Here is a 23,910-nt window from a genome sequence, read left to right as displayed (position 1 = left end):
AATTATTCGCGTCATACACACCTGAGTGCGGAATCTGGCCCACTGGCCATATAACCTCCCTCCATCTGGCCCCTTCAGCGGGTTCCAAATACACCTAGAATAAGCAACGCTATCTCTGTCAAATAAACGAAGCGTTTATTCAGAGCTGACTAATTATTCGTTCCCGCTCCGGAGAAATCTTGATGTCCGATATTCAGCTTCAACAACCTGATCGAATGGTCTCTGTTCGGGAGATCTTTGACATCGACTCAGACCTTCGAGTACCGGCCTACAGTGAACGGGATGATCATGTTCCCGAAATTGACACCGCCTATCGTTTCAATCGCGAAGTCACCTTAGCGATTCTGGCAGGCTTTGCCCAGGATCGCCGAGTGATGATCCAGGGTTTGCACGGAACAGGTAAATCGACCCATATCGAACAGGTGGCTGCGCGATTGAACTGGCCCTGCGTTCGCATTAATCTGGACGGCCATATCAGTCGACTGGATTTGGTTGGGAAAGACACCATCGTATTACGAGAAGGTAAGCAGATAACCGAATTTCAGGAAGGGATTGTACCCTGGGCATTGCGTCGTCCCGTGGCGCTGATTTTTGATGAATTCGATGCGGGCCGTCCCGACGTTATGTTTGTTATTCAACGAATCCTGGAACGGGATGGAAAATTTACCCTGTTAGACCAGAATGAAGTTATCAGACCTCATCCACAATTTCGTCTTTTTGCCACTTCCAATACGGTTGGTTTGGGCAATTTGAATGGCCTCTATCACGGTACTCAGGTACTTAACCAGGCTCAAATCGATCGCTGGAACATTGTTGCGACCCTTAATTACCTGCCTCGTCAGGACGAAATAAATATCGTCCAGGCTCGTGTGCCGACACTCAACAACGATCAAGGCCAGCAACTAATTGATGCTATGGTCGCAGTAGCAGAACTGACCCGAAATGGTTTTGCAGCCGGAGACTTATCCACACTGATGTCTCCCCGTACGGTGATTTCCTGGGCTGAAAATAATGAGATATTTAAAGACGCAGAGCTCTCTTTCCGCCTCAGCTTCCTCAACAAGTGTGATGAAGCAGAACGCCCTGTTGTTGCCGAATATTTCCAACGTTGCTTTGACCAGGAGCTGGCAGAGTCTCACCAGCTAAAAGCAGTCTGATGACGACCCCTTCAGACACCTCCCCTGCGACAGCAAACAGCCAGTCGCAGGCAAATCCTGCACCTCAACGTTGGCACCCGGAACAACCGCCTCACGCTGCGGCTGTTGCCAGTCGTCCCCCTTCCCCTCGTTTGGAGAAACGCCAACAACAGATAGAAGAGCTTTGCGCTGCCAGTATCCGAGCCTTCTCAGGACAAGCAAGAATTCGTTTCCGCGGCCATCGCCTCGAACTTAACGGGCAACTGGCTCCTCTTCGCGCGCCTCACTTGCAACCTGACAGCGAATCCGGTTTTGGCCAGCATCGAGGTGCCGCTGACGGGATGGCGTTGCGTCTGAAGTACAGCGATCATCGATTCCATCTGGAAAAAATGCCGGAAGGAGACGCTTCGCAACTACTGTTTGAATTGATGGAACAGATTAGAGTCGAATCACTGGTTGACCTTTCTCACCCGGGAATGAAGCGCAACGTAGAACAACGATTTTGTACCTGGTGCAGTGATTTTCACAACACAGGGATGACTGAAAATCAGCTTGGCATGATGATTTATACCGTCGCTCAGATGGTCTGGTCTCGCCTCACCGGCAACCCTCCCATAGAAGAAACAGAGGACCTGATTGAACAACAGCGTGCTGTACTGGCACCGGCAATTGGAACCGACCTGCTTGGATTACGCCGAGAACGCTATAATCAGGCAAAGTTTGCCCATCACGCGCTGAATATTGCCAACATCATTATCGCTATCAACGATGCCATTGATGCCGAGCAGAAACATAATCCAGATAAGCCGGACACTAAGGAAGATGACGAAAAGAAGTCACGTTTTCGGTTAATGCTCGATCCAATGGATGACTCCACTGATATTCAAGCCCCCGGCAATCGCTGGACCGACCGAGATGAACGTCTGCTGAAAGAGCAGGTAGATTCTTATCAGGTGTATAGCCGTGAATTTGATCGCGAAGTCATCGCCGCATCGATGGTCCGCAACGATCAGTTAAAGGAACTGCGTGAACAACTTGATCTTCGTATTAACGATCAGGGGCTTAATGTACCGCGACTCGCCCGTCAGCTCTCAAGATTGTTATCCACACCCCATCGAAGGGGCTGGAGCTTTGGTCACGAAGAAGGCCATCTTGACGCAAAGCGTTTATCCCAGTTAGTTACCTCCCCTTCCGAACGCCGACTGTTTCGACAGGAACTGATTACACCGCAAAATCACTGTCAGGTAAGCTTTCTGATAGATAGCTCAGGATCGATGAAAGAACATATCGAATCCATAGCCATGATGGTCGATACTTTTTGCCGTGCCTTGGAACAGGCTGGTGCCAGCACTGAAGTATTAGGCTTTACCACTAATAACTGGAATGGTGGGAAACCGGCAAAACAATGGCTCGGACGAGGACTGCCAGAGAACCCTGGCCGCTTGTGCGAAACCCTTCACATGATTTATAAGGATGCTAAAACACCCTGGCGACGAGGGCGGACAGAATTCGCTGCTATGTTGAAATCAGCATTGTTTCGGGAAGGGGTTGACGGCGAAGCGTTACAATGGGCTCATCGTCGACTAATGGAAGGCAGTGCAGAACGGCGTATATTGTTTGTCATTTCCGATGGCTGTCCGATGGAAAGCGCCAGCCATAAAGCCAACGGCGAACATTACCTGGATAACCATCTGCAACAGGTTGCTGGACTGATAGAAGCCCGGGGCGAGGTAGAGCTCTACGCTCTGGGGGTTGGACTGGATCTAAGTACCTACTACCGCAATAATTTGGCCATTGATATCGATCGATCGCTTGATAACGCAGTCTTTGACGAAGTCATCCAGTTGTTAAAGAGGTAGTCTGGCAGTTATTCAGACTTCCACTGACAACCTCTGTGTGTAAAGAACAGGGACTAACCAGATACTGCTTCAATTCTGAACAAACCTTGGAAAGCCCCATGATTAAGGGGCTTCAGCCGGTTACTCCCAACTTACCAACACTCCTACTCCCGACATTTGTGCATAAAGGAAATAACATACTTATCACCTGCTTCAATTCTGAACAAATGCCGGAAGGCCTTATGGTTAAAGGGATTGAAAGGTTTACACCCAGGTTACCAACACGACTGCTCCCGGTATTTGTGTATAAACACAACAATACTATCTCCAGAGTGCATATGAATTAACAGTTCAAACACAATCGCTCAGCCAATATTTCAAAGACATGTTGATAAACTCCAAACTATCAGTCAGCGCCTGATTAAAAGGTCAAAAACAGCTTATTTTGCTCTTTACATTTGAGATTAAGCGGAACTGAAATACCGCCAAATAGAGGCTGGATGTAATTTAATCAATCCTTTGAAAGCCTTATGAATAAAGGGATACAGCCTATTACACCCAAGTTGCTCACAATCCTGCCCCCGAAATATGTGAACAATAACGACAAGCTTTCCGCCGTTGTCACGCTGTTACTATTGCTGGGGATAACTGTCATCTATACCCACAAGAACTCGTTGTCAAAGCTCAGTATTATAGAAAACAAGCTCAGGAGCTGGTTTAAACTATTTAATGCTGCGAGATTGGACAAATGGCGGAAAGCCCCGCTGATCAAAGGGTACGGAGGATTACACCCAAGTTGTAAACAGGCATACCCCCGGAAATTGTGAATAAGGAATCCCCTAATAAGTACAGGGTATGAGTGGTCGATCTACCCTGCGGCACCAAGAAAGCTAAGGAACCTGAGAACATAACGGACTTATTCGCAGGTTCCTTAAACTAGTCACAGCTGGCGGTTAATCGTTTTTTAAAGAAATCCACAGCGGCTCGGATTTTAGGCACTTCGTATCTGAGCCGCTGGTATAGCATATAAATACCAGCAGTACCGATTTGCGACGCAGTTATTGATTGCTCAAGTTCAACCAATTGGATATCGCCCTGGCGCAAGGACTCACGAATTCCCCACAGGGGTAACATAGCCAGTCCCTTTCCTGCCAATACCGACTGCATCAGCAGCGAAGCTGAATTGGTAATCAGTACTTCCTCAATCGATACGGTCTGAAAATTATTGTTGTCTATCGCAAGCCAGCGCATAACCTGATGAGGTGCCCGATACAGCAGCGCTTTATGATATTGAAGATCACTGACCTGACGCGGTATTCCGTTGTATTCAAGATAGGACGGAGAGGCACAGAGATAGAAACGATTATCATCCAATTGCTGAGCGACAAGCCGCTCATCCGGCAAGGTTCCCCCACGAAAAGCCAATTCAATATTGGATTGATTAAAATCGGCTAGCTGATCTGTCAATTCCAGATCTATAACAATTTCAGGGTATAACTGCTCAAATTCCGCCAACAGAGGTACAACTGCCTGCTCTCCATAGCTAGGCATTGCACTGATTCTTAGAACCCCTTTGGGTACCTGATGATAATTTGCCACCAAATCCTCGGCAAGAGACAAGCCTTCCAGTATCTGACGAGTTTCATTGAGGTAAAGTTTACCGATTTCAGTCAACTGTAAACTTCGGGTGCTGCGTAACATCAGCTCCGTTCCCAGATGCTCTTCTAACGCCCTAACCTGCCTGGAAACACTGGATACGGGAGTCTGTAGCCGGTCCGCAGCAGCGCTAAAGGTGCCATCTTCCACAACCCGGACAAAGGTAGTCATCGCTTTGAAGATATCCATTAAGTTCATCCTGCTTATCTGTTCCTATTGCGTCAGTACAACCCTTTAACTTGGCTGGGCAATATAATCATCAAACCCACCAATTATTGCAATTATCACAAATATGTTTCTTATTTTGACCAATATATTGTCAATTTTGCAATCTATATACTGTTCTTAATATTTATCCACAAGGTTTTATCCAAAATTTTACCTAGGACGAGCATATGACCTATCAAGCAATCATTCTGGATCAGTACCCCAGTGCACAAATTGATGAAAAAACCTTCAGCACCCAGTCACTGGAAAAACCAGCGCTGAAAGATGGTGAGTTTCTGGTTAAAGTCACCCACCTGTCCCTGGATCCTGCTATGCGGGGTTGGGTCAGCCCTGACCCCAACAGCTATATCCCACCCGTTGCTATTGGTGAGGTGATGCGCTCCTTAGGCTACGGAGAGGTAATAGAGTCTTTACATAATGAATACCCAGTAGGCACTAAAGTTTCCGGAATGACAGGTTGGACAGAGTTACTAAAATCCAGCGGCGAAGGACTAAGCCCTATTGATCCATCTGTCTCCCCTGAGCAAGCACTATCAGTACTCGGCATGCCAGGATTAACCGCCTATCTGGGTTATAGGGATATACTCGATGCCAAACCCGGTCAAACTCTGGTTGTTACCGGAGCGGCAGGTGCAGTGGGCTCCGTCGTGGTTCAGATGGCAAAAGCCGACGGCCTGAGGGTAATAGGTGTTGCTGGCCACCAGGACAAATGTGACTGGCTAAGCAAGGATCTTGGTCTGGATGGGGTAATTAACTACAAGACTGACAATATCGCGGAGCAGCTGAATAAAATGGCACCGAATGGTATTGATCTGTTTTTTGAGAACACCGGTGGTGAAACACAGCAACATGTGATGGAACGTCTCAATGAGTTTGCCAGTATCGCTGTCTGCGGCATGATCGCTGACTACAACCGTGAAACACCAGCTCCGGGACCAAACTGGATTCCACTGATTAAACGCAGAGCTAAAGTTCAGGGCTTCACCATCACTGATCATTTTCACCGTACCCCGGAGTTGGTTTCAGGGATCTTACCCTATCTGCACAAAGGCAGAATCAACAGCAAAGTGCATATCCTTGAGGGTCTGGAAAGCGCAAAACTGGGTGTAAATATGTTATTCACTGGAGAAAACACCGGGAAACTGATTGTTAAACTTTAGCGGCTCAGGCTCTCATCTGGCAGTTAATAACCACATTTGGTAATAACAATACCTGGACTTATCCACAAACCATCCTTTGTAAAACTAGCCAGAAATACCATCAAGTGAGTTGGTGAAAATTCGCCAACTCACTGATAATCCGTATCATTCTCCATCGCTATCCAGCAAAGCCCTCCCCCATCAGTTACACTAAGGCAAAAACTGCTGATCTTAAATCAATACTAGATAACCGGGGTTAAGCAATGCACACACTGGATCTACTCGGTCTGGCCGCCTATTTTTTACTGATTATCTTTATTGGTTATCGTAGCGCCAAACGGGTAAAAACCAGTGACGACTTTGCAGTAGCAGGAAACCGCATCACCTGGCCAATCTTGTTCGCTACCTTGGCAGCCTCATTTCTGGGGGGAGGAGCCTCACTAGGACGAGCCGGAAAATCCTTCACTGAAGGCTATGCCTTTATGTTTGCCGCCGCTGCATTTCCCATCGCCACCGTGTTAGCAGGACTCTATATCGCACCAAAACTGAAACGTTATGCCGGAGCCCATACCGTCGGGGATATTATGGCCCATCACTACGGTGCTCCCTCACGATTGATCACCGGTATTTTCTCAATGGTTTACTGTATCGGTATCCTTGGTGCACAGGCACTGGCCATCGGCACCGTGTTTAATGCCGTGCTCGGTGTCGAGGTTAGTACCGGTATTATCATCGGCATGGCTCTGGTATTGCTCTACTCCACCGTAGGCGGCATCTGGGCAGTCATTCAAACAGACGTTATCCAGTTTCTGATGTTAGCGTTTTTTATGCCTCTTACCCTGATTATCGGCATCCAATTAGCCGGTGGTCCCAGCGCCCTGATTAAACAGTTACCCCAGGCTCACTTTTCCTTCATGGGCCACTACAGCCCACTTTTGTTTTTCGGCCTGTTTGTTGCCTTTTTATTGGGTGAAACCCTGGTGCCTCCTTATACACAGCGAGCCCTGGCAGCACCGGATGCCCGCAATGCGCGTATCGGATATACCATCGCCGGTGGCTTTGGCTTTTTATTCTACTTCATCACTTCCACCATTGGTCTGGTAGCTCTGGTGCTCTATCCCAACATCTCCGCTGATCAGGCTTTACCGGCATTGATACGTAGCGCCCTACCTGTGGGTATAACGGGCCTGGTTCTGGCAGCATTACTGGCGGTGGTAATGTCTACTGCCGATTCTTACCTGAACTCATCAGCGGTGGTTTTTGTTCGGGATATTTATCAAAGTTTTATTAACCCGGATATCACAGAACAGCATCGGCTCTGGTTGGAGCGTGGGGTTAATCTGGGAATTGGCTTGGGTGCGGTTTTGTTTGCACTCTATGCTACTTCCATTGTCGATGCGTTGTTGATGAGTTACGCCTTCTGGGCCCCGACGATATTGATTCCTTTTGTGCTAGGGGTGTTTTTTGAGGTGTACTGTTCTAAGGCGGCGCTTTGGGCCATGTTGGTTGGGGCTTTGGTGACGGGATTTTGGAACTGGGGACCTTTTCCATTGCAGGAATTGACCGGGATTACAGGGTTAATTGTGGGGGTTGTGAGTAACTTGGTGGTGTTTGTTTTGGTTTATCGGTGTTTTGGGGGAACTGGGGGTTTGGTTGCTGGTAGTCGCTCTGGGGTTGAGGGAGGTTAGGCATATGCTCTGGTATGAAGTTGTTGTTTATGGGGTTTCTTTGGCTTCTATGGTGGTTGCTTTGGGGGTTGGGGTTTTGGCTTATCGGTATTTTCGGGAGCACTGATTTTTGGTGTTTTGGTTTTTGGTGTTGCTGGTTAGTTTTGAGTCATTCTGGATTACCTAGTTTTGTTGAGGTTTTGGTTTTCGCCTTGCCGGGCGAGTAACTTTGCTCAGCGCTGCAAAGTAACCAAAACGCGCTTTCGTCGTAACTTGTTGCGAAACAGCCCCTTGATTAAATGAGTTGTGGATAGTTTTGTTAGAGGGGCTGTTCTCGAGCGAACGAGTTTATGACGGCGAGTTTTGAAGCTGCTCCGACCTGTGGGTAAGTGTCTTTGCTTATGGCTAAAACAGCCTTTTATATGGGTGTGGTTTGTTGGTGTGGATACTTTGGCTGTTTTAGAGCGAACCTGTTTATCCTGCAAGGCTTGAGTTGCTCCATGGTTATTGGGCGTAGATATTTTCTCTATCAATTCCCTATTGCCTTGCTTGAGTCATATCAAGAAAACGGTTGTTTACATTAGAAACTTTCGATTAAGGACTGGTTTACGGGGCTAAATTCCTGCATGATTTATATGTGTTAGTAACCTATGGGGTGTATTGGTTGCTTTGGTTTGCTGTTCTGGTTGGTTGAATTAGGTGGAAGGGAGTACTGCTGTTTTCTTTTGTTTTTCTCTTCTCAGTTTTTTGTCATAGCTGGTTGGTTTATTACCTTGTGAAGTGTGGGTTAGATCATGTCAGCTTGCAAATTTGATGTGTTTTATTACGTCAGTGTGACGTTGAATATACTGTTATGTATTTAGGAGTTTATATTGAATCCGGTAAATAAAATCTATTCAGTGTTATTTTGTTGGGGAATGTAATATTTCATAAAGCTATCGAAACGGATATTTTTCGTGATTCGCTAATGTTTTTCATGGACAAGAAATATAATACTTGTGCCAGCCTATGCGGGAGACATCAAATCCTGAAGGTTTTGTTCCTGGCTCAAGCAATGTCGAGGAGTAGCTAAAAAATCTAATGGATAGAGAAGATCATATAATAAACATAGATCTTGTGTCAGAGAGTGTACTAACTGCTGAAGAAAAGAATGTTTTTAACACGCTTTACACTGAAGTCCGAAATCCTGTTGCACATGGCCTCACGTATAGATTGTATGAGCCTATGCTGGGTCGAAAATCTGCCCATATATATGAAGTAGACACGAATTATGGAGTCGTCTATGAAAAGGCTTCTGTATTGCGTATAGAACATATTTTTGATCTTATCTCGACTAAAAACTGATTAAGCATTAATGAGCTGCAAACATAGAATCCTGATTGAGTCAGACCCCATCGAAATTAGTTTATATTTTTCTACGGCGCAAAATCAACAAACTAGAATATATTTGTTCGAATATTTACTATTGATTAAATAATATTACAATATCTCACTGGGTTTTAATTAAACAACTTTACTTTTCGGATCTAAAAATAATGAAAGTATATGTCATGCTTGGTTTATCTATTATCGTTTCAGCGTGTGGCACTATGGGACCTCCCGAAGGATATAGCGGACCACCGTTATTTCAAGAAAATAAATACGATTATAAAAAAATTTCCGATAAACCACTCACACCTACTGAACTGGAGGAGATAGCATCAATAGTGGGTTCTGATAAAACGGGATTCATTCCTCTGGACAGATCTCCAGATAGAATAACTTTTGAAGCCGAATACCCTATAGTAGAAGCCAATGCACGGGCCTTAGATGCATTAGTTTCACATAACCATAATATTAGGATTGGTCAAGCCATTGCTCTAGGTGCTGATTTTTCTCCTCGAACAGCAGGTTTTCTTAAAGACTCTTCAGGAAAACCTTTATCAATTACTGGAAAAGTATCGTATAGAACGGAGGAAGCTGTTTCCCAAGGAATTTCGTTAGGAGCTACAACCGGCGTTGCCATGGGTGTCGCATCAGTCGGTGCAATCAATCAACAAGCTTCACAAGTGGGTATGCAATTAACACCTAGTGGAACGACACAGGTTATGACTACGCAAATAATAACTAATGTAGCCTCTGGATTTATTGCAGGTGCTATCCATGCTTCGATGGCTAACACAGCAATGAAAGGAATTTCTCAAGCAAATAATTTTGGAGAACGAGTTGAAGAAACAACACTAACAGCAGCACATGTAATGGGTGGCTCTGGCCCCATAGGACCTTATGGAAATTTAAGTACCCGCATGCCACCAACTTATATAACTAATGGCGTAGTTAAACGTATTTTAGCAACTTACAATACGAAAAATTCTGAAGTTAATGGAAGTGTTAGGATGGTTTTTATAACTACAGTTGGTACTTATAGAGGAGATAAATATGAAAAAAAATATCCATACTCCAGTGGCTGGGAATATCGAATAACCAACTTAAATCAAACTTTATTGCCATTTGGATCAATCAGTGAGTGGAGTGGGCAGCCTTCACTGGAGGTGCTTATTCAAACACTATCAGATGACAATATTAGCTTATAAATGATTCTTGAAAACGGAACGGAAGGATAGTTTTTGATTAATGTCCTTCCTCTTTTCATCGTAGTCTACGTCTACCACGGAGCAACACTAGTCGATCATTACAAACACGTTCGCTCTAAAACAGCCAAAATATCGGCACCTGCAAATAACAAGAGGCTGTTTCGCTACAAGTTACGACGAAAGCACGTTTTAGTTACTTTGCAGCGCTGAGCAAAGTTACTCGCCCGACAAGGCAAAATAAAGCTATCAACAGAACACGGTAATTAATTTTTGCTTCAAACATACCAGCAAAAAACCAAAGAAATCAGATCCCATCAAAAGTTTCAAGATCTATAATCATAGGGGTTTAGCAAAAAAATTATTCACTACTTCAAGTTTTAAGAACAAAATAGGGTCTTTCCATTGACATAAATGTACAGTAGAAAGAAAATTGATTACATATAGAAACTTCTATTTTGAACCTTATGCAAGAATTCCTATACAACAGTCACAAGTGAAGAGAACATCCTTTTGTCAACATTCGAAATAGTAATAGTCGCCGTCACAATACTTACAGGCACTTCCATCGTTTGGAGTACTCTGACCTTGGGTATATCACCCATGCCAAGCTCAAAGAAAGCACGCAAAGCAATAATTCACTTAACCAAGGATACCGGGACCGGTCCCATATTTGATTTGGGTAGTGGCTGGGGTAACTTACTCATACCCTTGGCGAAAGAATACCCAGAGAGACAAATTGTGGGTTATGAACTATCGTTAATTCCCTGGCTGATAGCATCGTTAATTAAAGAAATTCTTAGTCTCAACAACCTTAAGATCTATCGGAAAAACTTCTTTAAAGCAGATTTATCCAGTGCCTCCGTAATAGTATGCTATTTATACCCTGAAGGAATGATTTCTATCGCTAAAAAACTGATATCTGAAAATATTACTTCCTGCATTCTAATAAGTAATAATTTTTCTTTACCATCTCAGCAACCGAAAAAAACCGTTCAGCTTGATGACTTATACAAATCACCAGTTTATTTATATGATTTATGCTTCCTAAACCCCGATATTTAAATTTATTAAATATACTGAAATTTTATTCAATAATAAAACGGGACGAAGAGTTTATGCGGAACTAACCCACTAGTTGAAATTTAATCGGACCACAGAAAAATCTGCTAGCGTAAAAAAGATAACATTAATCTCGCTTTTATTCTAAGGGAAAATATGGAAGGTTCGCGAATAGCTGCATTTGTTTCTAAAAATCAAGATTATTATCTTAAAACCTGGGAAGTTTGTGGCAGTGATGGACATAAATCTTTTAGATTTAATTGGTCAGCAGCTTTTTTTGGGCCTGCATGGTTAATATACCGAAAATTATATAAACCACTACTATTTGTTATTTTTATATTTTTTTCCGATGTGATAGCTGTTTATTATTTAAACAACACCGCCCATATATCAGACATAGAGTTGGTTAGGTGGCGTGTCACATCACACTTTATATATGGTTTTTTAATAGGAAAATTTGGAAATTATTGGTACTATAAGAAATTTAAAAAAATCTCCACATGGTCAGAATACGCATCAGATGAAGATGAAAAGCAACGAGCTTATCTACGAAAAAAAGGAGGTGTTAATTTCATTGGAACATTTTTTTTCGTATTTATAATATTAACTCCTATGTTTATTTAGTGAAAAAATATCACAGATAGGGCTATCAACAATGATTAAAAATTTCGTAATAGATAAATTAAACTTTGCAACTTCATTTATATTTTTTGTAATAATAGCGACTGCTACATATGAAGGATTCGAGCATAGTATAATAACCGGTACCTTGGCTGGCATTGTAGCTGGTATATTTGCAGCAATAGTAACTACGGGGCCAATTTTTCTAATGATTTCCTACAATGAAAAACTGTCTAACATATCCTATGAGTTGAATGCTCTTCAAAAAGAAAACAAAAACTTAATTAAGGATAAAATCAAAATCGACAACAACAAATATCCTTACTCATTCAACTATATGGATAATTTAATTAGACACAACAATGAGGAATATTACTTCGACGAAAAATATTTTAATTCATCAGAAGAAGTAAAAAATTATATCAGTGGGAAATCGAGATGAAAGAATAAAGCAGATACATGAGGGTGGGATTGTTTGTAATCAATCCCCCAGCTCAGCTACCACTTATTACCAGACCTAATCAAGCAACGGCGCTGGACTAGAAAAATCAGTGCAACAATTTAAGAAAGAATTGCATTCTGCTCCAAATTTGCACTGCTGTTTTGCAGAAAAGCCTTCCGAGCATCGCGAGGTGTAATTCCAAAATACTCACGAAAACTGATGCTGAACCGGGGGGGAGAGACAAAACCACTCGCAATGGCTATTTCCACAATGGATTTATCTGTCTGCACCAACAGCTGCCGGGCACGCGACAGCCGCAACTCCATATAGTATCGAGACGGACTGCAATTCAGAAATTTCTGGAACATTCGCTCCAGCTGCCGGGATGAAATGCCGACGTAACCTGCCAAGTCCCCCACTTTCATCGGTTCCTCTATATTTGCTTCCATCAAGGTAAGTGCTTCGGTAAGTTTCGGTTGCGTATTACCTAATTGAGAACGAAGCGGGATGCGCTGCACCTCCTCCTGGCCTCTGACCCGTTCATATACCACTTGTTCTGATATAGCCGAAGCGAGTTCAACACCTTGTCGACGGGTAATAATTTCCAACATAAGGTCTTGAGAGCTATTACCACCACAGCAGGTAAAACGATCCCTGTCGATAACAAAGAGAGTTGGAGAAACCTTTATCTTTGGGAACAGTTCACACATGGAAACAAGGTAGTCCCAATGTATTGCACTACGGTAACCATCCAGTAATCCAGCACGGGCCAATAAGAGACTGCCGGTACCAAAAGCGCCCAGCTTGACCTTATAGCGATTCGCCTGCTTTAGCCAATCAATCAGTTTGCGATCCTCAGAGCCAGGTCCATCCTCACAGACGATAATGACATCTAAGGCAGTTAGATCAACATCATATACAGACTGATCTGCATGAATACCCAGTCCGTTAGCTGCACAGACTCTTTCACCATCACTGGAAAGTATTTGCCATTGGTAAAGACGCTCTTTACTCAACTGGTTCGCAACACAAAGTATCTCAATAGCTGAAGAAACACTGGCCATTGAGTAGTTAGACAGCAGCAAGAAACCAACGCGATAACAGTCGCCGTATGCATTCGATAGGCTAAGAGTTTGGTCTTGCTGTTCTGTCATGGACACACTCCTGGCTTATAGTCCTGTTTCGATGATTTCGGTGCAATATTCTTAATACGACAGCTTCTATCCCGGAAAAAATGGATCGATAACCTGCAATTGTTACTGCTATGACCAGTAGAGTCAGGTTATATCAACAGGAAATACCAGTCAACAAAAATTTCCTATTGGAAATTTTTGAAACACTTACGATAAATATTGATTGATCAGCCATCAGAATCACCTTACTGCCGAACATCCCTGACTAGGTACTAACACCCTATAATCGCAGAGTTTTTTAGCCAGCTAAGGAGTAAGGTAGGATCTCTGATGATGCAAAATAGAATGATTAAATGGATGCCATTCAGCATTACGATAAGCATCCCTGAAATTCAGCGGTGGGAATAATGCTAAGTTGGTAACAAGATCAGTGACCAGCTTTAACAGGCTAGATTCTTTAATGAAGCAGCTATATCTTTTGCAACGACTGGTGAAGACATAATGAAGGTATGAGTCGATGGAACCTTAACCACACCATCGGTGTATGGTCCACAGGATTCGCCAACAGAAAGAATACAATCATTGACCTCCTGACCGAAAGGCAGCCATGAGGCTCTTGGGCCACCTGTACCTACATAGATTCTGGCATTTCGAGGCAGTTCCAGTTGTACCATAAACGTTTCCTGAGCTAACAATTGCCCCATCTCACCAGTAAGAACCTGATACAACCAGAATTTGGAGAAAAATTTAGCAGCTTTGCAGGCAACCATTGGTGGAGCCAGAAAGAAACAAGCGGAGGGCTGGTTATCTATAAGATGAGGCAGCGCATTTCTTATGATCACTGTTCCAAGAGAGTGACCCACTAAAGCATATCGCCTGTGACTTATTTTACAGTGAAGCATGTCGACTAATCTATCCGTCGCACGCTGTAGTGATTCGAGTGCGGGGATATAACCAAACAAATGAGGATTAAATCCCAAGCGATTTAAGCGATGACGTAGAAGAAGCATCGACAGCGGTGTTCTTCCCATTCCGTGTATCAAAACCAAATCCATATGTCTTCTCTATATTGGTGACCTATATCCATTAATCTTAATCCAGCAGCTAATAAAAAACTCACTCTTAAATCTGAATTTTATTAGAAAATGGTCAGCTGAAAAAGCGCACTGGGCTAAGGAACCTGCGACAATAGATGCAATGGCCGATATCAACTTCCAACAAAATACTACATAACCGGCATCCCAAAGTAAGTCGCCATAAAAATGCATAAATGCACTATAACCCACCAAACTTACTATCAAAACGCCTATATCATAGATGATGGATACTGGCTTGTGTTCTTTAATTTTTCCTCTTCTACTTGCCATAACAACGGCATTAACTGAATAAATCAAAAAATTCAAGAACAAAATCATTGAACGCAGATCACCATTGGCGAATAAATGTCCAACTGCCCATAGCTTCATTCCCAACAGCATTGGATGTCGAATAAATCGTTCTTACGCCCCGCTTTTCTTATGTTGTCGACGAGACTAAGATACCAGAGAACCGGCACTCAGTTGCTTCTGATAGAGTAAGTGATATGTTTACAAGACGTTTTTTTCTTCAGTCCCTGACGCTGATGGCCAGCGGTGTATACATCAGTCATGCCAACGGAAAAACTCAAACAAAAATCGATTCCGGCAACTGGTATATGCCTGATGAAAGCGCGCCCCATAAACGAACCTGGATGTCATTTATAGCCAGTTATGATATCTGGGAAGACAGGCAGGTTTCTGAAGTTCAACGAAACCTGGCTGAAATCGCCCGATCTATTGCCAAGTATGAACCGGTTTCCTTACTCGTCAGAAAGCAGGACTACGCTACCGCGGTAAAACTTCTTAATGGCCTGGACAGCCACCCTTATCCCATTGAGCTGATTGAGTTCACCATGGATGATTTGTGGATGCGAGATACTGGTCCAGCCTTCGTAGTAAACGGAAAAGGCCAAAAGTCAGCGGTTAACTTCAATTTTAATGGCTGGGGCGAAGATCAAGCCTACGAACAAGATGCCAAAGTGGCTGACTTCGTTGCTTTAACCGCAGGGGTAAAGAGTATTCAATCCAATCTGATTTTAGAAGGCGGATGTTTTGAGCTGGATGGTGCGGGTACAGCGATCATGACCGAAAGCTGTATTCTTAATGATAACCGCAACCCGGGTAAGGGGAAGGTAGAAGTCGAAAACGAACTAAAGACACTCCTCGGTTTAGAAAAAATCATTTGGCTGAAAGGAATCAAAGGCAAAGACATTACCGATGGGCATACCGATTTTTATGCTCGCTTTATCAGACCTGGCGTAGTTGCGGTCAGCCGAGATATGGACAGCTCCTCCTATGATTATCAAATCACTCGGGAAAACATAGAGATACTTAAATCATCCAGCGATGCCAATGGCAATGCATTTGAGCTTATAGTTCTAGATACCCCCTGGGATATTAACACCCAATTTGGAACAAAAGATTTTGCTGCAGGTTATGTTGGATACTATGTCTGTAACGGTGCCATCATTATGCAAAAATTTGGTGACAAACAAGCAGATAGTGCAGCAAGGCAGAAGCTGGCTCGAGCATTCCCCAATCATCAAATAGAACAAATTGCGATCGACGGCATTGCCAGCGGCGGTGGAAGTATCCATTGTGCAACCCAGCAAGAACCTCTTGCAGAGTAACCAGCCCTGGTTATTTGCAGGTCCTATAAGGTACCTAAGTTAATTCAACGATCAGTGCAATGCCAGCCGATACGGGAGGAAACAGCCCTGGCTGGCGTTTCTACTTCACAGAATGACCTTTACCCTTACATATATTATGGCCAAGCCCGCTGACAATAATATACAATGGTCCACAAGGGCTTGATTATAAGCACCGAAAACTTCGACCCGTATTTATAGACAGGTGTAACCTGTTAGCAATAGGTGACGATATAACGTTATGACTCGTGAAAATAGAGCTTTTCTTCTAGCCCCCTTGGTCATGCCATTCGCATTTATTTTTTATGCATTCTTTGCCGATATATCTGGCTTCAATATGGAATCCGGCTTTGCAAACTATATGGGTTTAGTGTTGGCTATTGTTATATTTGGTCTTCCCGTTGTATACCTTTTTGAGTTTTTTATTGGCTATCGCTTTTATCGATTATTATTAAAGAAAAACAAAATAAATATATTTTCACTGACAATCGGAGGCATATTAATCGCGGATATTCCTATGTTTATGATTTCTCTTTTCCGTGGTTTTGGAAGTGAAACCTATAGCCTTTCAACAGCATTTCCTCTATTTTCATTTGTTGGATTTATGATCGGATTAACATTCTGGTTTTTATTAAATATAGATCGTATTCAGAAAACAATAAGAAATAAATTTGAAAAACCAGAGGATAAATAGATATATTTCACGCTGTGAATTCAGCTTATACTTTACTCAAAAAAATCAAATAGACCTTGAATTGGAATGTTTAATAAAACAAAGCCTTCATCTGGACCTATACTAACGGCATAAAGCACTGAATTCAGTTTATAAACCTAAACTGAATCCAGAGGAGTTCGGATGGAAAAACTAAATCAGATTGGAGAGTGAAGATACTGCTTAGAAAAAAGGCTCATCAGCCGCAACATTTCTTATATTTTTTGCCGCTGCCACAAGAGCAGGGGTCGTTTCGATTAGGTGTTTTTTCAAGCACCATGGTTTTAGGCTTATTGAGCACTACTTCAAGTTCAACAATATTCTCTTCTGCTTCCTCGTTGACAGCGATATCACCGTAGAGTGAATTTTCTTCCAGAATTGCTTCTATCTCGGTTTTACGCGCTTCAGTGACAACTGTAAGCGACAACGGGAATTTCTCAGTACCTAGCTTTTCGGCCCGCTTAGTATTAAACCCCTTACCTTCATAATCTTCTCTTTTTTCAATGCGACCTTTAAAGAAAAACTTGGACACTCTATGACCCTTATTTGAAACAACGTTGATAACAATAGAGGATACTAACAGAAACCCTCCTTTACAGATAGAAACAGCCTTCGCATCAGAGCGGGAAGTCTTCCGGTAGCAACAACAACCCCCAATCTCTAAAGGTTTATCATTCCACAGCAGTTTTCACACAATTACGTCCAGATTTTTTCGCCTGATACAGGGCCGAATCTGCATTTTTTATAAGCTCTTCTTTAGAATTGCTCACATCAGGAGTCATGAGGGATACGCCACAACTGAGGGTCACGGTATCTAGAGGACAGCTGGGCCCTTGTTTAATACCAAGCTCTTCAACGGCTAGACGCGCTCGCTCAGCGCTACTAACAGCTTCGTCAAAATTAACATTGCTGAGAATGGCGACAAATTCTTCACCGCCGTATCTTGTGATGACTTCAGTTGCCCGTTGAAACTGCTGGCTCAGAATTTTGGCGATACGCGTTAAGCACTTGTCGCCGGCAAGATGTCCAAAGTCATCGTTATACTGCTTGAAGTAGTCAATGTCTAAAAAAATGATTCCCAGCGAAGATCCATATCTCTGAGCTCGATGAAATTCAGACCGATAGCGCAAGTCAAAGAAACGGCGATTGGCAATTCCGGTCAAACTATCAACGGTCACCAAATCTTCGAGCTTCTTGTTTGAAAGAAGTAACAACCGTTCCGAGTTTTTCAGCGCCTCTTCATACTTTTTCCGTTCAAATGCGTTAACCAGCATCTCTCCAATAAGGTTCAGCAGAATGAGGTCATTATTACTCCAGGTTCGTTTTTTGGACTGTGTTGAAAAGACCAGTACACCAAACAGGCTCATCCCGTAAAGCAAAGGAATCATGCATAAAGACCGGATTTCCCTCCCTTCAAAAAACCGCTGAGCATCCTTAGTATCGACAGTCATCTGGGTAAAATCTGAAAAGTACAACGGTTTTTTTCGGAGTAAGCGTTTAACCAGCCAGGTCATCTGAGATATATTAATTCGCTTATCCTCAGGAAAAATTGAATCTATCCCTTCAGATAACCATTCAAAATCTTTGACTAACGATTGATCATCATTATTCCAACGGGCCAGACTACAGCGATCAACCTGAGAGAACTCTCCGATCACCTGCAGGGCATCAATAATCGCCGCTTCCAACTGATCAGCCGGTAAGCGTATAAACTGAGTTGAGAGGTTTGCAATCAGACGCTCAAACTCAGCCTGATATTCCAACTGCTGTGTGCGCTTATGAACAAGTTGTTCCAGATTAGCCTTATGTTGCTCAAGAGCATGTTCGGCCTTTTCTCTGGCTTCCTGCCCCATTGCCTCACGTACGGCAAATTCCAGGTACTCAGCAATTTCCTGCAGAGTCAGTATTTCATTTTCGTTCCAGAAATGAGTCGTGCTGGAATCAAGGCAAAGCATCCCCACCAGTTCCTGGCTATGCAGCAGCGGCATATCAAGGAGTGCTCGCGTATTGCCTGCAGCTAACACCTCTTTCAGCGATGATAGGCGCGGATCCTGACGGACATCAGTCACCAATACCATCTGACGCTTAAGTAGCGATTTCAGATAATGATTTGCCCGTTGAAGATCTGCTTTAACCCCAGAGATGTCCGGCATATGGGATGGAGATCGACTGTCTTCTACAGAAAGCAGCCCACCTTCCGAGATAGTTGAGTAGCTGACACGAAGCTGGGGGAAGCGAAGATGTAGACGATCCAAGGTTGCACCAATAACCTGCTTGACACTCATTCCAGCACTGACATTGGTAGCAATCCCATTGATAATGGCTAAACGCTCACTACTTTCCTGCAGTTGTTGCTCTGTCTGCCGGCGCTCAATAGACTCCATGGCCAGTGATACAAAGTTTGCGACGGAGTGACAAAAATGTTCTTCGTCCACCAGCCAGCATCTTTTGGTATGCACATGCTCCATACATAAAACCCCAACCACATCACCATTACGACGAATAGGCACATCCAGCATCGATTTAATATCGATGATCTTTAGATATGAATCACCAAACTCACGGGTTCTGGGGTCTTGGAATGCATCATTAACCACAATGCTGGAGTTCTTCAATATGGCTTCGAAGTACTGGGGGTAATCTTCCCGGTGCATTTCTACTCCACTGGAATGCCGTTCAGCAGCCAATTCATATAGATCAAAACAACGGATCGATTGTTTATTGTCAGATAGCAGCCACACACTCGCACGTTCTACTCCTAAGGTTTCTGCAGCGATACGAGTGATATCCGATAAAGAATCATCAAGCTTTTGCTGTAACAGCTTTGGATTACTGGTAAGTCCCATTAACGCCCGATTATGGCGTAACAACGCTTTGTCCTTTACTTTCAGTGCCAGACCCTGTTCTTCGACTGTCATTGTCAGCTGGGACTGCAGCTGCATTTGACGGCGACTCCACAGCCAGGTCCCATAGGCTATTACCAATGAGAGCAGAGTCCCTAGGGAAAATATCAAAAAGCTATGTTTCAAGTTCACTTCATAGGCCCCCTCCTTTGGATAAAAAGCCAATGTCCAACGATGACCCAACTGGTTCAACGTTCGGGTGATAATCTGATCTGATCCCTGAAGGCGAGCAGGCAACTGCGAATAAAAACGAGGGGGGCGGCCATCTTGAGAATCAGCTTCCTGAGAACCAGCAACTGAAATTTGCTTTCCCTGATACAGGTACAAAAATGAGTTACCTTCCGCTGCGTCCATATCCGATAGCGCCATCGACATTGGATAGGACTCGTGATTGCCCAGCGCGTTATCAATCAAATCGCTGATTCGAACAATGCCGAGAATATAGCCTCTTAATTCGGCAGCACGCTGAGAAAGCGTCGCCGGCGGGTATTGAGTCTTAAATACGGGAGAAAACAATAACAGACTATACTGATCCGGCTGCTCGTCCTGGACCAGTTGCACCCTAGAGCTACTGTAGGTCTGCCCGGTAGATAATGCCTTTTCCATAGCTATATCCCGCACATCAAGCTTACTCGGGGAATAACCCAGTGCCCGCTCATTGCCGGCATAGGGTGCCAGGTAAAATACGGGGTAATAATAGTCCTGATGCCCGGCTCTAATCAGATTCCCTTGCTCATCCTTATCGGTAAACTGAAATTCAGGATAATATTGCTGAGCAAGAATTTCATAATGTTCTCGTAACTTAAAAGGCACTTTTGGTATCCATTCCAAGGCCTGCATAGATGAGTGATATTTAAACAGGTTACGGCTAAAGGTATCAAACTCACCACGAGAGACCGTGGAGCTGGAATAAAACAGTGCCACCAGATTTTCAACAACCGCCTGACTGCGTTCAAAAGCTCGCTCAGTGGCATTACTGTAGATCATTACATGCCGTTGCATCATTTGATCTTTGGCGTCCCTGTCAGCCAGATAATCCGTCCAGACCAAAATAAAGGTAAAGCTGATTCCCAACAGCAACACACTGCTGGCAGGTAGGTAAGGTCCTTGCGGTATATAGAAGCGCATACTGATACGAAACTCTCTTTAGACGGATCAAAAACCATCCATGGAGGCTCAGCATATAACATTGAGCTTAGCAAAGAACCAGACAATCACCTCAAACTATCGCTATCTGCACTACCGACAAAACCCGATATGTTCGCAGCAGACGATAAAACAGCTCAGATCGGAGGCAGGGCCGCCTGAAAAAATGACTATAAAAAGAGGTTGACCGGACATCACAGCGATAGCCTGGAACCGATAATTAACAGCAGAAGAAAACAAACTGTTAAACTCTATTTATCTGCACAGTTGCCTGTAACCAGCAGATTTCAGAAACCTGGACACGCCCTTAAGGGACTCAAGCCTTAGAGTTACTGCATTGATTATCATCGTTGGAAAGTGGTATGGATTACGAATTTACTAAAGATTTTGTTGGCAGTTATGTCGCTCACTTTCCTATGGGACATGAGGCTCTGGGAAGCTGGCTAACAACAGAACTGGGTGGCGACCAGGAACGCATTCAAAAGCTATACACTGCAATTACAGAACTCCAGCAGCAGCAATCATGGGATTATCAATTGGATGGAGCGGAATACAGGCTCCAGCTCACAAGAGATGAAGCCGTTGTTCAAGCCCATACTCTGTTTTACTCAGACGATGAACTTACTGACAACATGGACTATTACGACTCAGAATCCTTCGCACAATGCGGCCTGGACGACTTTAAAGCGATGCTGACCGATTGGAGCCGATTTGTCGGGTACCCCATCCCTGAAACGACCAGCAAGCAGGATGCAGCAAGAACTGAGAGCAACCCTGATCAGCCCAGCTGACGATAACAGAACTTATCAGGACGCTATTGGAACAGTACTCAGAAAGCACTCTGAATAGAGTATCCGGTTCTGCGAACGCCGGACTGCGGGAACTATGCTATGTCAAACCTGTTTACTCGACTGTTAAAAGAACGCGCTTACCTACTTGCTGACGGTGCACTAGGTACAAACCTGTTTTCCATGGGGTTACAAACCGGCGATGCTCCTGAACTGTGGAATATCGATCACCCGGAGCGAATTGCAGATCTCTGTCAGCAGTTTATTGATGCTGGCTCAGATATTCTGCTCACCAACAGCTTTGGTGGCACCCGTTACCGATTGAAACTCCACAACGCTGAAAACCGCGTAACTGAGTTGAACCACGCTGCTGCACAAATCGTTAAACAGAAAGCTGACGCCTGTGAGCGGGACATTGTTGTAGCCGGTTCCATGGGTCCCACCGGTGAAATCTTCGAACCCACCGGTACTCTTACCTACAATGATGCCTACGCTGCCTTTAAAGAACAGGCTGAGGCATTAAAGGAAGGGGGTGCGGATGTACTCTGGATAGAAACAATTTCCGCTAGCGAAGAAGCAAAAGTCGCTTACGATGCAGCAGTCAGCACAGGCTTACCTGTGGTCTACACCATGAGCATAGATACCAACGGTCGTACGATGATGGGAGTCACCCCCGCTGAGCTGGTTCAGCTTGGGACTCAATTCGAACAGCCTCCCAGTGCCTGTGGAACCAACTGCGGTATCGGTGCCTCAGAAGTTGTAGCGGCAATTATGAATATGAAAATCGCCGCCGAGCAGAATCAGATTGACCCGGTATTGGTGGCGAAGGCTAATTGCGGCATTCCCGAATATGTCGATGGCAAGATTGTTTACAGCGGCACACCTGAACTGATGGCGCAATATGCACGCCTGGTGGCGGACGCTGGCGCTCGAATCATTGGCGGTTGCTGCGGTACCACGCCATCTCATATAGCGGCCATGCGTGACGCCTTGGACGGCTATCAGCCGGGTCCTAAACCCGACCTGAGCATTCTTGAACAAACCCTGGGAGAAGTTACCAGCGGCGCAAAAGCTCAGCTTGGTGGAGATCTGAGTGTTGCGGGAGGATCTCTAAGCGGCGCTGCTCGGGAGCGACGCTCTCGTCGTGGGGCGAGAAGAAGTTCCTAAATAGCTACCAGAGAGCAGGCCTTAGCTTTTTAAGCAAAGACTAAGGCCTTACCTGAATCAGGCGTTCCAGCGACGGAACTTAAAGCTCTGCGTTATGATAAACGTTCTGCACATCGTCCACATCATTGAGCATATCTAAAAACTTCTCAAACATGGCAACATCATCACCACTGATAGGTGTTGTCGTCTGTGGCAAAAACTGAATTTCATCCACTTCAAAATCAATTTCACCAAAGGTTTCGATCAGTGCACTCTTGGCTTTGAAGTAATCGGTATTGGGCGCAAAAACAGTAATTATACCGTCTTCATTTTCTATATCACTAACATCAACATCAGCCATCATCAACGCTTCCAGTGCGGCTTCTTCATCGTCCCCCTTGAAGGCCAGAATAGCGCTGTGATCAAACATATGGCTGACACTGCCCTGAGTGCCAATCTTACACTTGGTCTTGGTAAAACACTGGCGCACATCACCAAAAGTACGGTTGGGATTGTCGGTCAGGCATTCAATCATTACCATACAACTCCCAGGCCCAAAACCTTCATAGCGTGCAGTGGCGAAATCCTCACCGCCTCCACCTTTGGCTTTATCAATGGCTTTTTCGATAACGTGTGTTGGTACCTGATCTTTCTTCGCCCGGTCAATCAGCCCTCGTAACGCCAGATTACCCTCTGGCTCCACGCCGCCAGCTTTAGCACACACATAGATTTCACGGCCATATTTGCTATAGACTTTGGCTTTGGCATCAGACGTCTTGGCCATCGATTCTTTGCGGTTTTGGTAGGCTCTGCCCATTACGCTGTCCCGTTAAAAATGATAAAAAATACGGATTTTACAGTTAAGTGTTGATATAGAGAACCGTGAAATAAACATCCATTGCTGATCAGCCCCCGGAAATACTGACATTTATTATATTTATCATATAATTAGCGAATAATACGTAGAGTTATAATCGCTACAGTTGCGCTTCGACACA

At 44.2% G+C, this 23,910-nt stretch carries 19 protein-coding genes; 12 read left to right on the top strand and 7 right to left on the bottom strand.

What is annotated here, in order from left to right; genetic code table 11:
• The first annotated feature begins 182 nt into the window (after positions 1-182).
• Together BGP75_RS16350 and BGP75_RS16345 are read left to right on the top strand one after the other, a co-directional pair.
• Positions 183-1,157 carry an AAA family ATPase gene (locus tag BGP75_RS16350; protein WP_076719904.1) on the top strand — a complete coding sequence of 325 codons (975 nt, stop codon included), beginning with the start codon at positions 183-185 and terminating at the stop codon, positions 1,155-1,157.
• On the top strand, positions 1,157-2,995 hold the full coding sequence (locus BGP75_RS16345; RefSeq protein WP_083704869.1) for a cobaltochelatase CobT-related protein: 1,839 nt from the start codon (positions 1,157-1,159) through the stop codon (positions 2,993-2,995). Before BGP75_RS16350 ends, BGP75_RS16345 begins: the two co-directional genes overlap by 1 nt.
• Positions 2,996-3,910: 915 nt before the next feature.
• On the opposite strand, the gene BGP75_RS16335 is transcribed toward BGP75_RS16345, so the two are convergent.
• Entirely contained in the window at positions 3,911-4,819 is a 909-nt protein-coding gene (locus BGP75_RS16335) for a LysR family transcriptional regulator (protein WP_076719902.1), read from the bottom strand.
• Positions 4,820-5,025: 206 nt separating this feature from the next.
• On the opposite strand from BGP75_RS16335, the gene BGP75_RS16330 reads away from it, so the two are divergent.
• The 6 genes from BGP75_RS16330 to BGP75_RS16300 all read left to right on the top strand — a co-directional run bounded on the left by BGP75_RS16330 (position 5,026) and on the right by BGP75_RS16300 (position 12,359).
• Entirely contained in the window at positions 5,026-6,018 is a 993-nt protein-coding gene (locus BGP75_RS16330) for an NADP-dependent oxidoreductase (RefSeq protein WP_076719901.1), read from the top strand.
• A 242-nt stretch (positions 6,019-6,260) separates the two neighbouring features.
• Positions 6,261-7,685 (top strand): sodium:solute symporter, encoded by a 1,425-nt coding sequence (locus BGP75_RS16325; protein ID WP_076719900.1) that lies wholly within the window; start codon positions 6,261-6,263, stop codon positions 7,683-7,685.
• A gap of 1,514 nt (positions 7,686-9,199) precedes the next feature.
• A complete protein-coding gene (locus BGP75_RS16315) occupies positions 9,200-10,237 on the top strand; it encodes a hypothetical protein (RefSeq protein ID WP_143821090.1) in 1,038 nt (345 codons plus the stop codon).
• A gap of 510 nt (positions 10,238-10,747) precedes the next feature.
• A complete protein-coding gene (locus BGP75_RS16310; protein WP_076719897.1) occupies positions 10,748-11,299 on the top strand; it encodes a hypothetical protein in 552 nt (183 codons plus the stop codon).
• 153 nt (positions 11,300-11,452) lie between these two features.
• Entirely contained in the window at positions 11,453-11,920 is a 468-nt protein-coding gene (locus tag BGP75_RS16305) for a DUF2628 domain-containing protein (RefSeq protein ID WP_076719896.1), read from the top strand.
• A gap of 31 nt (positions 11,921-11,951) precedes the next feature.
• Complete coding sequence (locus tag BGP75_RS16300) at positions 11,952-12,359, top strand: hypothetical protein (RefSeq protein WP_076719895.1); 408 nt, start codon at positions 11,952-11,954, stop codon at positions 12,357-12,359.
• 119 nt (positions 12,360-12,478) lie between these two features.
• Here BGP75_RS16300 and BGP75_RS16295 read toward each other — a convergent pair whose 3' ends face one another.
• The 3 genes from BGP75_RS16295 to BGP75_RS16285 all read right to left on the bottom strand — a co-directional run bounded on the left by BGP75_RS16295 (position 12,479) and on the right by BGP75_RS16285 (position 14,982).
• Positions 12,479-13,513 (bottom strand): GlxA family transcriptional regulator, encoded by a 1,035-nt coding sequence (locus BGP75_RS16295; RefSeq protein WP_076719894.1) that lies wholly within the window; start codon positions 13,511-13,513, stop codon positions 12,479-12,481.
• 419 nt (positions 13,514-13,932) lie between these two features.
• Positions 13,933-14,547, bottom strand: coding sequence for a triacylglycerol lipase (locus BGP75_RS16290; RefSeq protein WP_076719893.1), 615 nt, complete (start codon positions 14,545-14,547; stop codon positions 13,933-13,935).
• Between the two features lie 9 nt (positions 14,548-14,556).
• Positions 14,557-14,982, bottom strand: a complete 426-nt coding sequence (locus BGP75_RS16285; RefSeq protein ID WP_255395944.1) for an NnrU family protein — start codon at positions 14,980-14,982, stop codon at positions 14,557-14,559.
• Between the two features lie 92 nt (positions 14,983-15,074).
• Here BGP75_RS16285 and BGP75_RS16280 point away from each other — a divergent pair, with 92 nt between their 5' ends.
• Positions 15,075-16,199 (top strand): agmatine/peptidylarginine deiminase, encoded by a 1,125-nt coding sequence (locus BGP75_RS16280; RefSeq protein WP_076719891.1) that lies wholly within the window; start codon positions 15,075-15,077, stop codon positions 16,197-16,199.
• Positions 16,200-16,458: 259 nt separating this feature from the next.
• Entirely contained in the window at positions 16,459-16,911 is a 453-nt protein-coding gene (locus BGP75_RS16275) for a hypothetical protein (protein WP_076719890.1), read from the top strand.
• 217 nt (positions 16,912-17,128) lie between these two features.
• On the opposite strand, the gene BGP75_RS16270 is transcribed toward BGP75_RS16275, so the two are convergent.
• Complete coding sequence (locus BGP75_RS16270; RefSeq protein WP_076719889.1) at positions 17,129-17,461, bottom strand: PBPRA1643 family SWIM/SEC-C metal-binding motif protein; 333 nt, start codon at positions 17,459-17,461, stop codon at positions 17,129-17,131.
• Between the two features lie 139 nt (positions 17,462-17,600).
• On the bottom strand, positions 17,601-20,960 hold the full coding sequence (locus tag BGP75_RS16265) for a diguanylate cyclase (RefSeq protein ID WP_076719888.1): 3,360 nt from the start codon (positions 20,958-20,960) through the stop codon (positions 17,601-17,603).
• A 380-nt stretch (positions 20,961-21,340) separates the two neighbouring features.
• On the opposite strand from BGP75_RS16265, the gene BGP75_RS16260 reads away from it, so the two are divergent.
• Both BGP75_RS16260 and bmt read left to right on the top strand, forming a co-directional pair.
• Entirely contained in the window at positions 21,341-21,769 is a 429-nt protein-coding gene (locus tag BGP75_RS16260; protein ID WP_076719887.1) for a YacL family protein, read from the top strand.
• Between the two features lie 99 nt (positions 21,770-21,868).
• Positions 21,869-22,933 (top strand): betaine--homocysteine S-methyltransferase, encoded by a 1,065-nt coding sequence (gene bmt / locus BGP75_RS16255; protein WP_076719886.1) that lies wholly within the window; start codon positions 21,869-21,871, stop codon positions 22,931-22,933.
• Positions 22,934-23,012: 79 nt separating this feature from the next.
• On the opposite strand, the gene BGP75_RS16250 is transcribed toward bmt, so the two are convergent.
• The gene (locus BGP75_RS16250) at positions 23,013-23,729 is read right to left on the bottom strand and encodes a YebC/PmpR family DNA-binding transcriptional regulator (RefSeq protein ID WP_076719885.1); all 717 of its coding nucleotides are present in this window, start codon (positions 23,727-23,729) and stop codon (positions 23,013-23,015) included.
• Positions 23,730-23,910 lie beyond the last annotated feature (181 nt).

The sequence above is a fragment of the Motiliproteus sp. MSK22-1 genome (assembly GCF_001968815.1).
In the GTDB taxonomy this organism is placed as follows: Bacteria; Pseudomonadota; Gammaproteobacteria; order Pseudomonadales; family Balneatricaceae; genus Motiliproteus.
The sequence above is the reverse complement of the archived record's forward strand: the minus strand, read 5'-3'. Positions and strand labels throughout refer to the sequence as shown.

Excerpts from the sequence above, each read along its gene's own strand:
- BGP75_RS16350 (WP_076719904.1), top strand. The coding sequence starts at position 183 with ATGTCCGATATTCAGCTTCAACAACCTGATCGAATGGTCTCTGTTCGG.
- BGP75_RS16345 (WP_083704869.1), top strand. The coding sequence starts at position 1,157 with ATGACGACCCCTTCAGACACCTCCCCTGCGACAGCAAACAGCCAGTCG.
- BGP75_RS16280 (WP_076719891.1), top strand. The coding sequence starts at position 15,075 with ATGTTTACAAGACGTTTTTTTCTTCAGTCCCTGACGCTGATGGCCAGC.
- bmt (WP_076719886.1), top strand. The coding sequence starts at position 21,869 with ATGTCAAACCTGTTTACTCGACTGTTAAAAGAACGCGCTTACCTACTT.
- BGP75_RS16265 (WP_076719888.1), bottom strand. The coding sequence starts at position 20,960 with ATGCGCTTCTATATACCGCAAGGACCTTACCTACCTGCCAGCAGTGTG.
- BGP75_RS16260 (WP_076719887.1), top strand. The coding sequence starts at position 21,341 with ATGGATTACGAATTTACTAAAGATTTTGTTGGCAGTTATGTCGCTCAC.
- BGP75_RS16275 (WP_076719890.1), top strand. The coding sequence starts at position 16,459 with ATGACTCGTGAAAATAGAGCTTTTCTTCTAGCCCCCTTGGTCATGCCA.
- BGP75_RS16325 (WP_076719900.1), top strand. The coding sequence starts at position 6,261 with ATGCACACACTGGATCTACTCGGTCTGGCCGCCTATTTTTTACTGATT.
- BGP75_RS16305 (WP_076719896.1), top strand. The coding sequence starts at position 11,453 with ATGGAAGGTTCGCGAATAGCTGCATTTGTTTCTAAAAATCAAGATTAT.
- BGP75_RS16335 (WP_076719902.1), bottom strand. The coding sequence starts at position 4,819 with ATGGATATCTTCAAAGCGATGACTACCTTTGTCCGGGTTGTGGAAGAT.
- BGP75_RS16300 (WP_076719895.1), top strand. The coding sequence starts at position 11,952 with ATGATTAAAAATTTCGTAATAGATAAATTAAACTTTGCAACTTCATTT.
- BGP75_RS16295 (WP_076719894.1), bottom strand. The coding sequence starts at position 13,513 with ATGACAGAACAGCAAGACCAAACTCTTAGCCTATCGAATGCATACGGC.
- BGP75_RS16290 (WP_076719893.1), bottom strand. The coding sequence starts at position 14,547 with ATGGATTTGGTTTTGATACACGGAATGGGAAGAACACCGCTGTCGATG.
- BGP75_RS16330 (WP_076719901.1), top strand. The coding sequence starts at position 5,026 with ATGACCTATCAAGCAATCATTCTGGATCAGTACCCCAGTGCACAAATT.
- BGP75_RS16315 (WP_143821090.1), top strand. The coding sequence starts at position 9,200 with ATGAAAGTATATGTCATGCTTGGTTTATCTATTATCGTTTCAGCGTGT.
- BGP75_RS16250 (WP_076719885.1), bottom strand. The coding sequence starts at position 23,729 with ATGGGCAGAGCCTACCAAAACCGCAAAGAATCGATGGCCAAGACGTCT.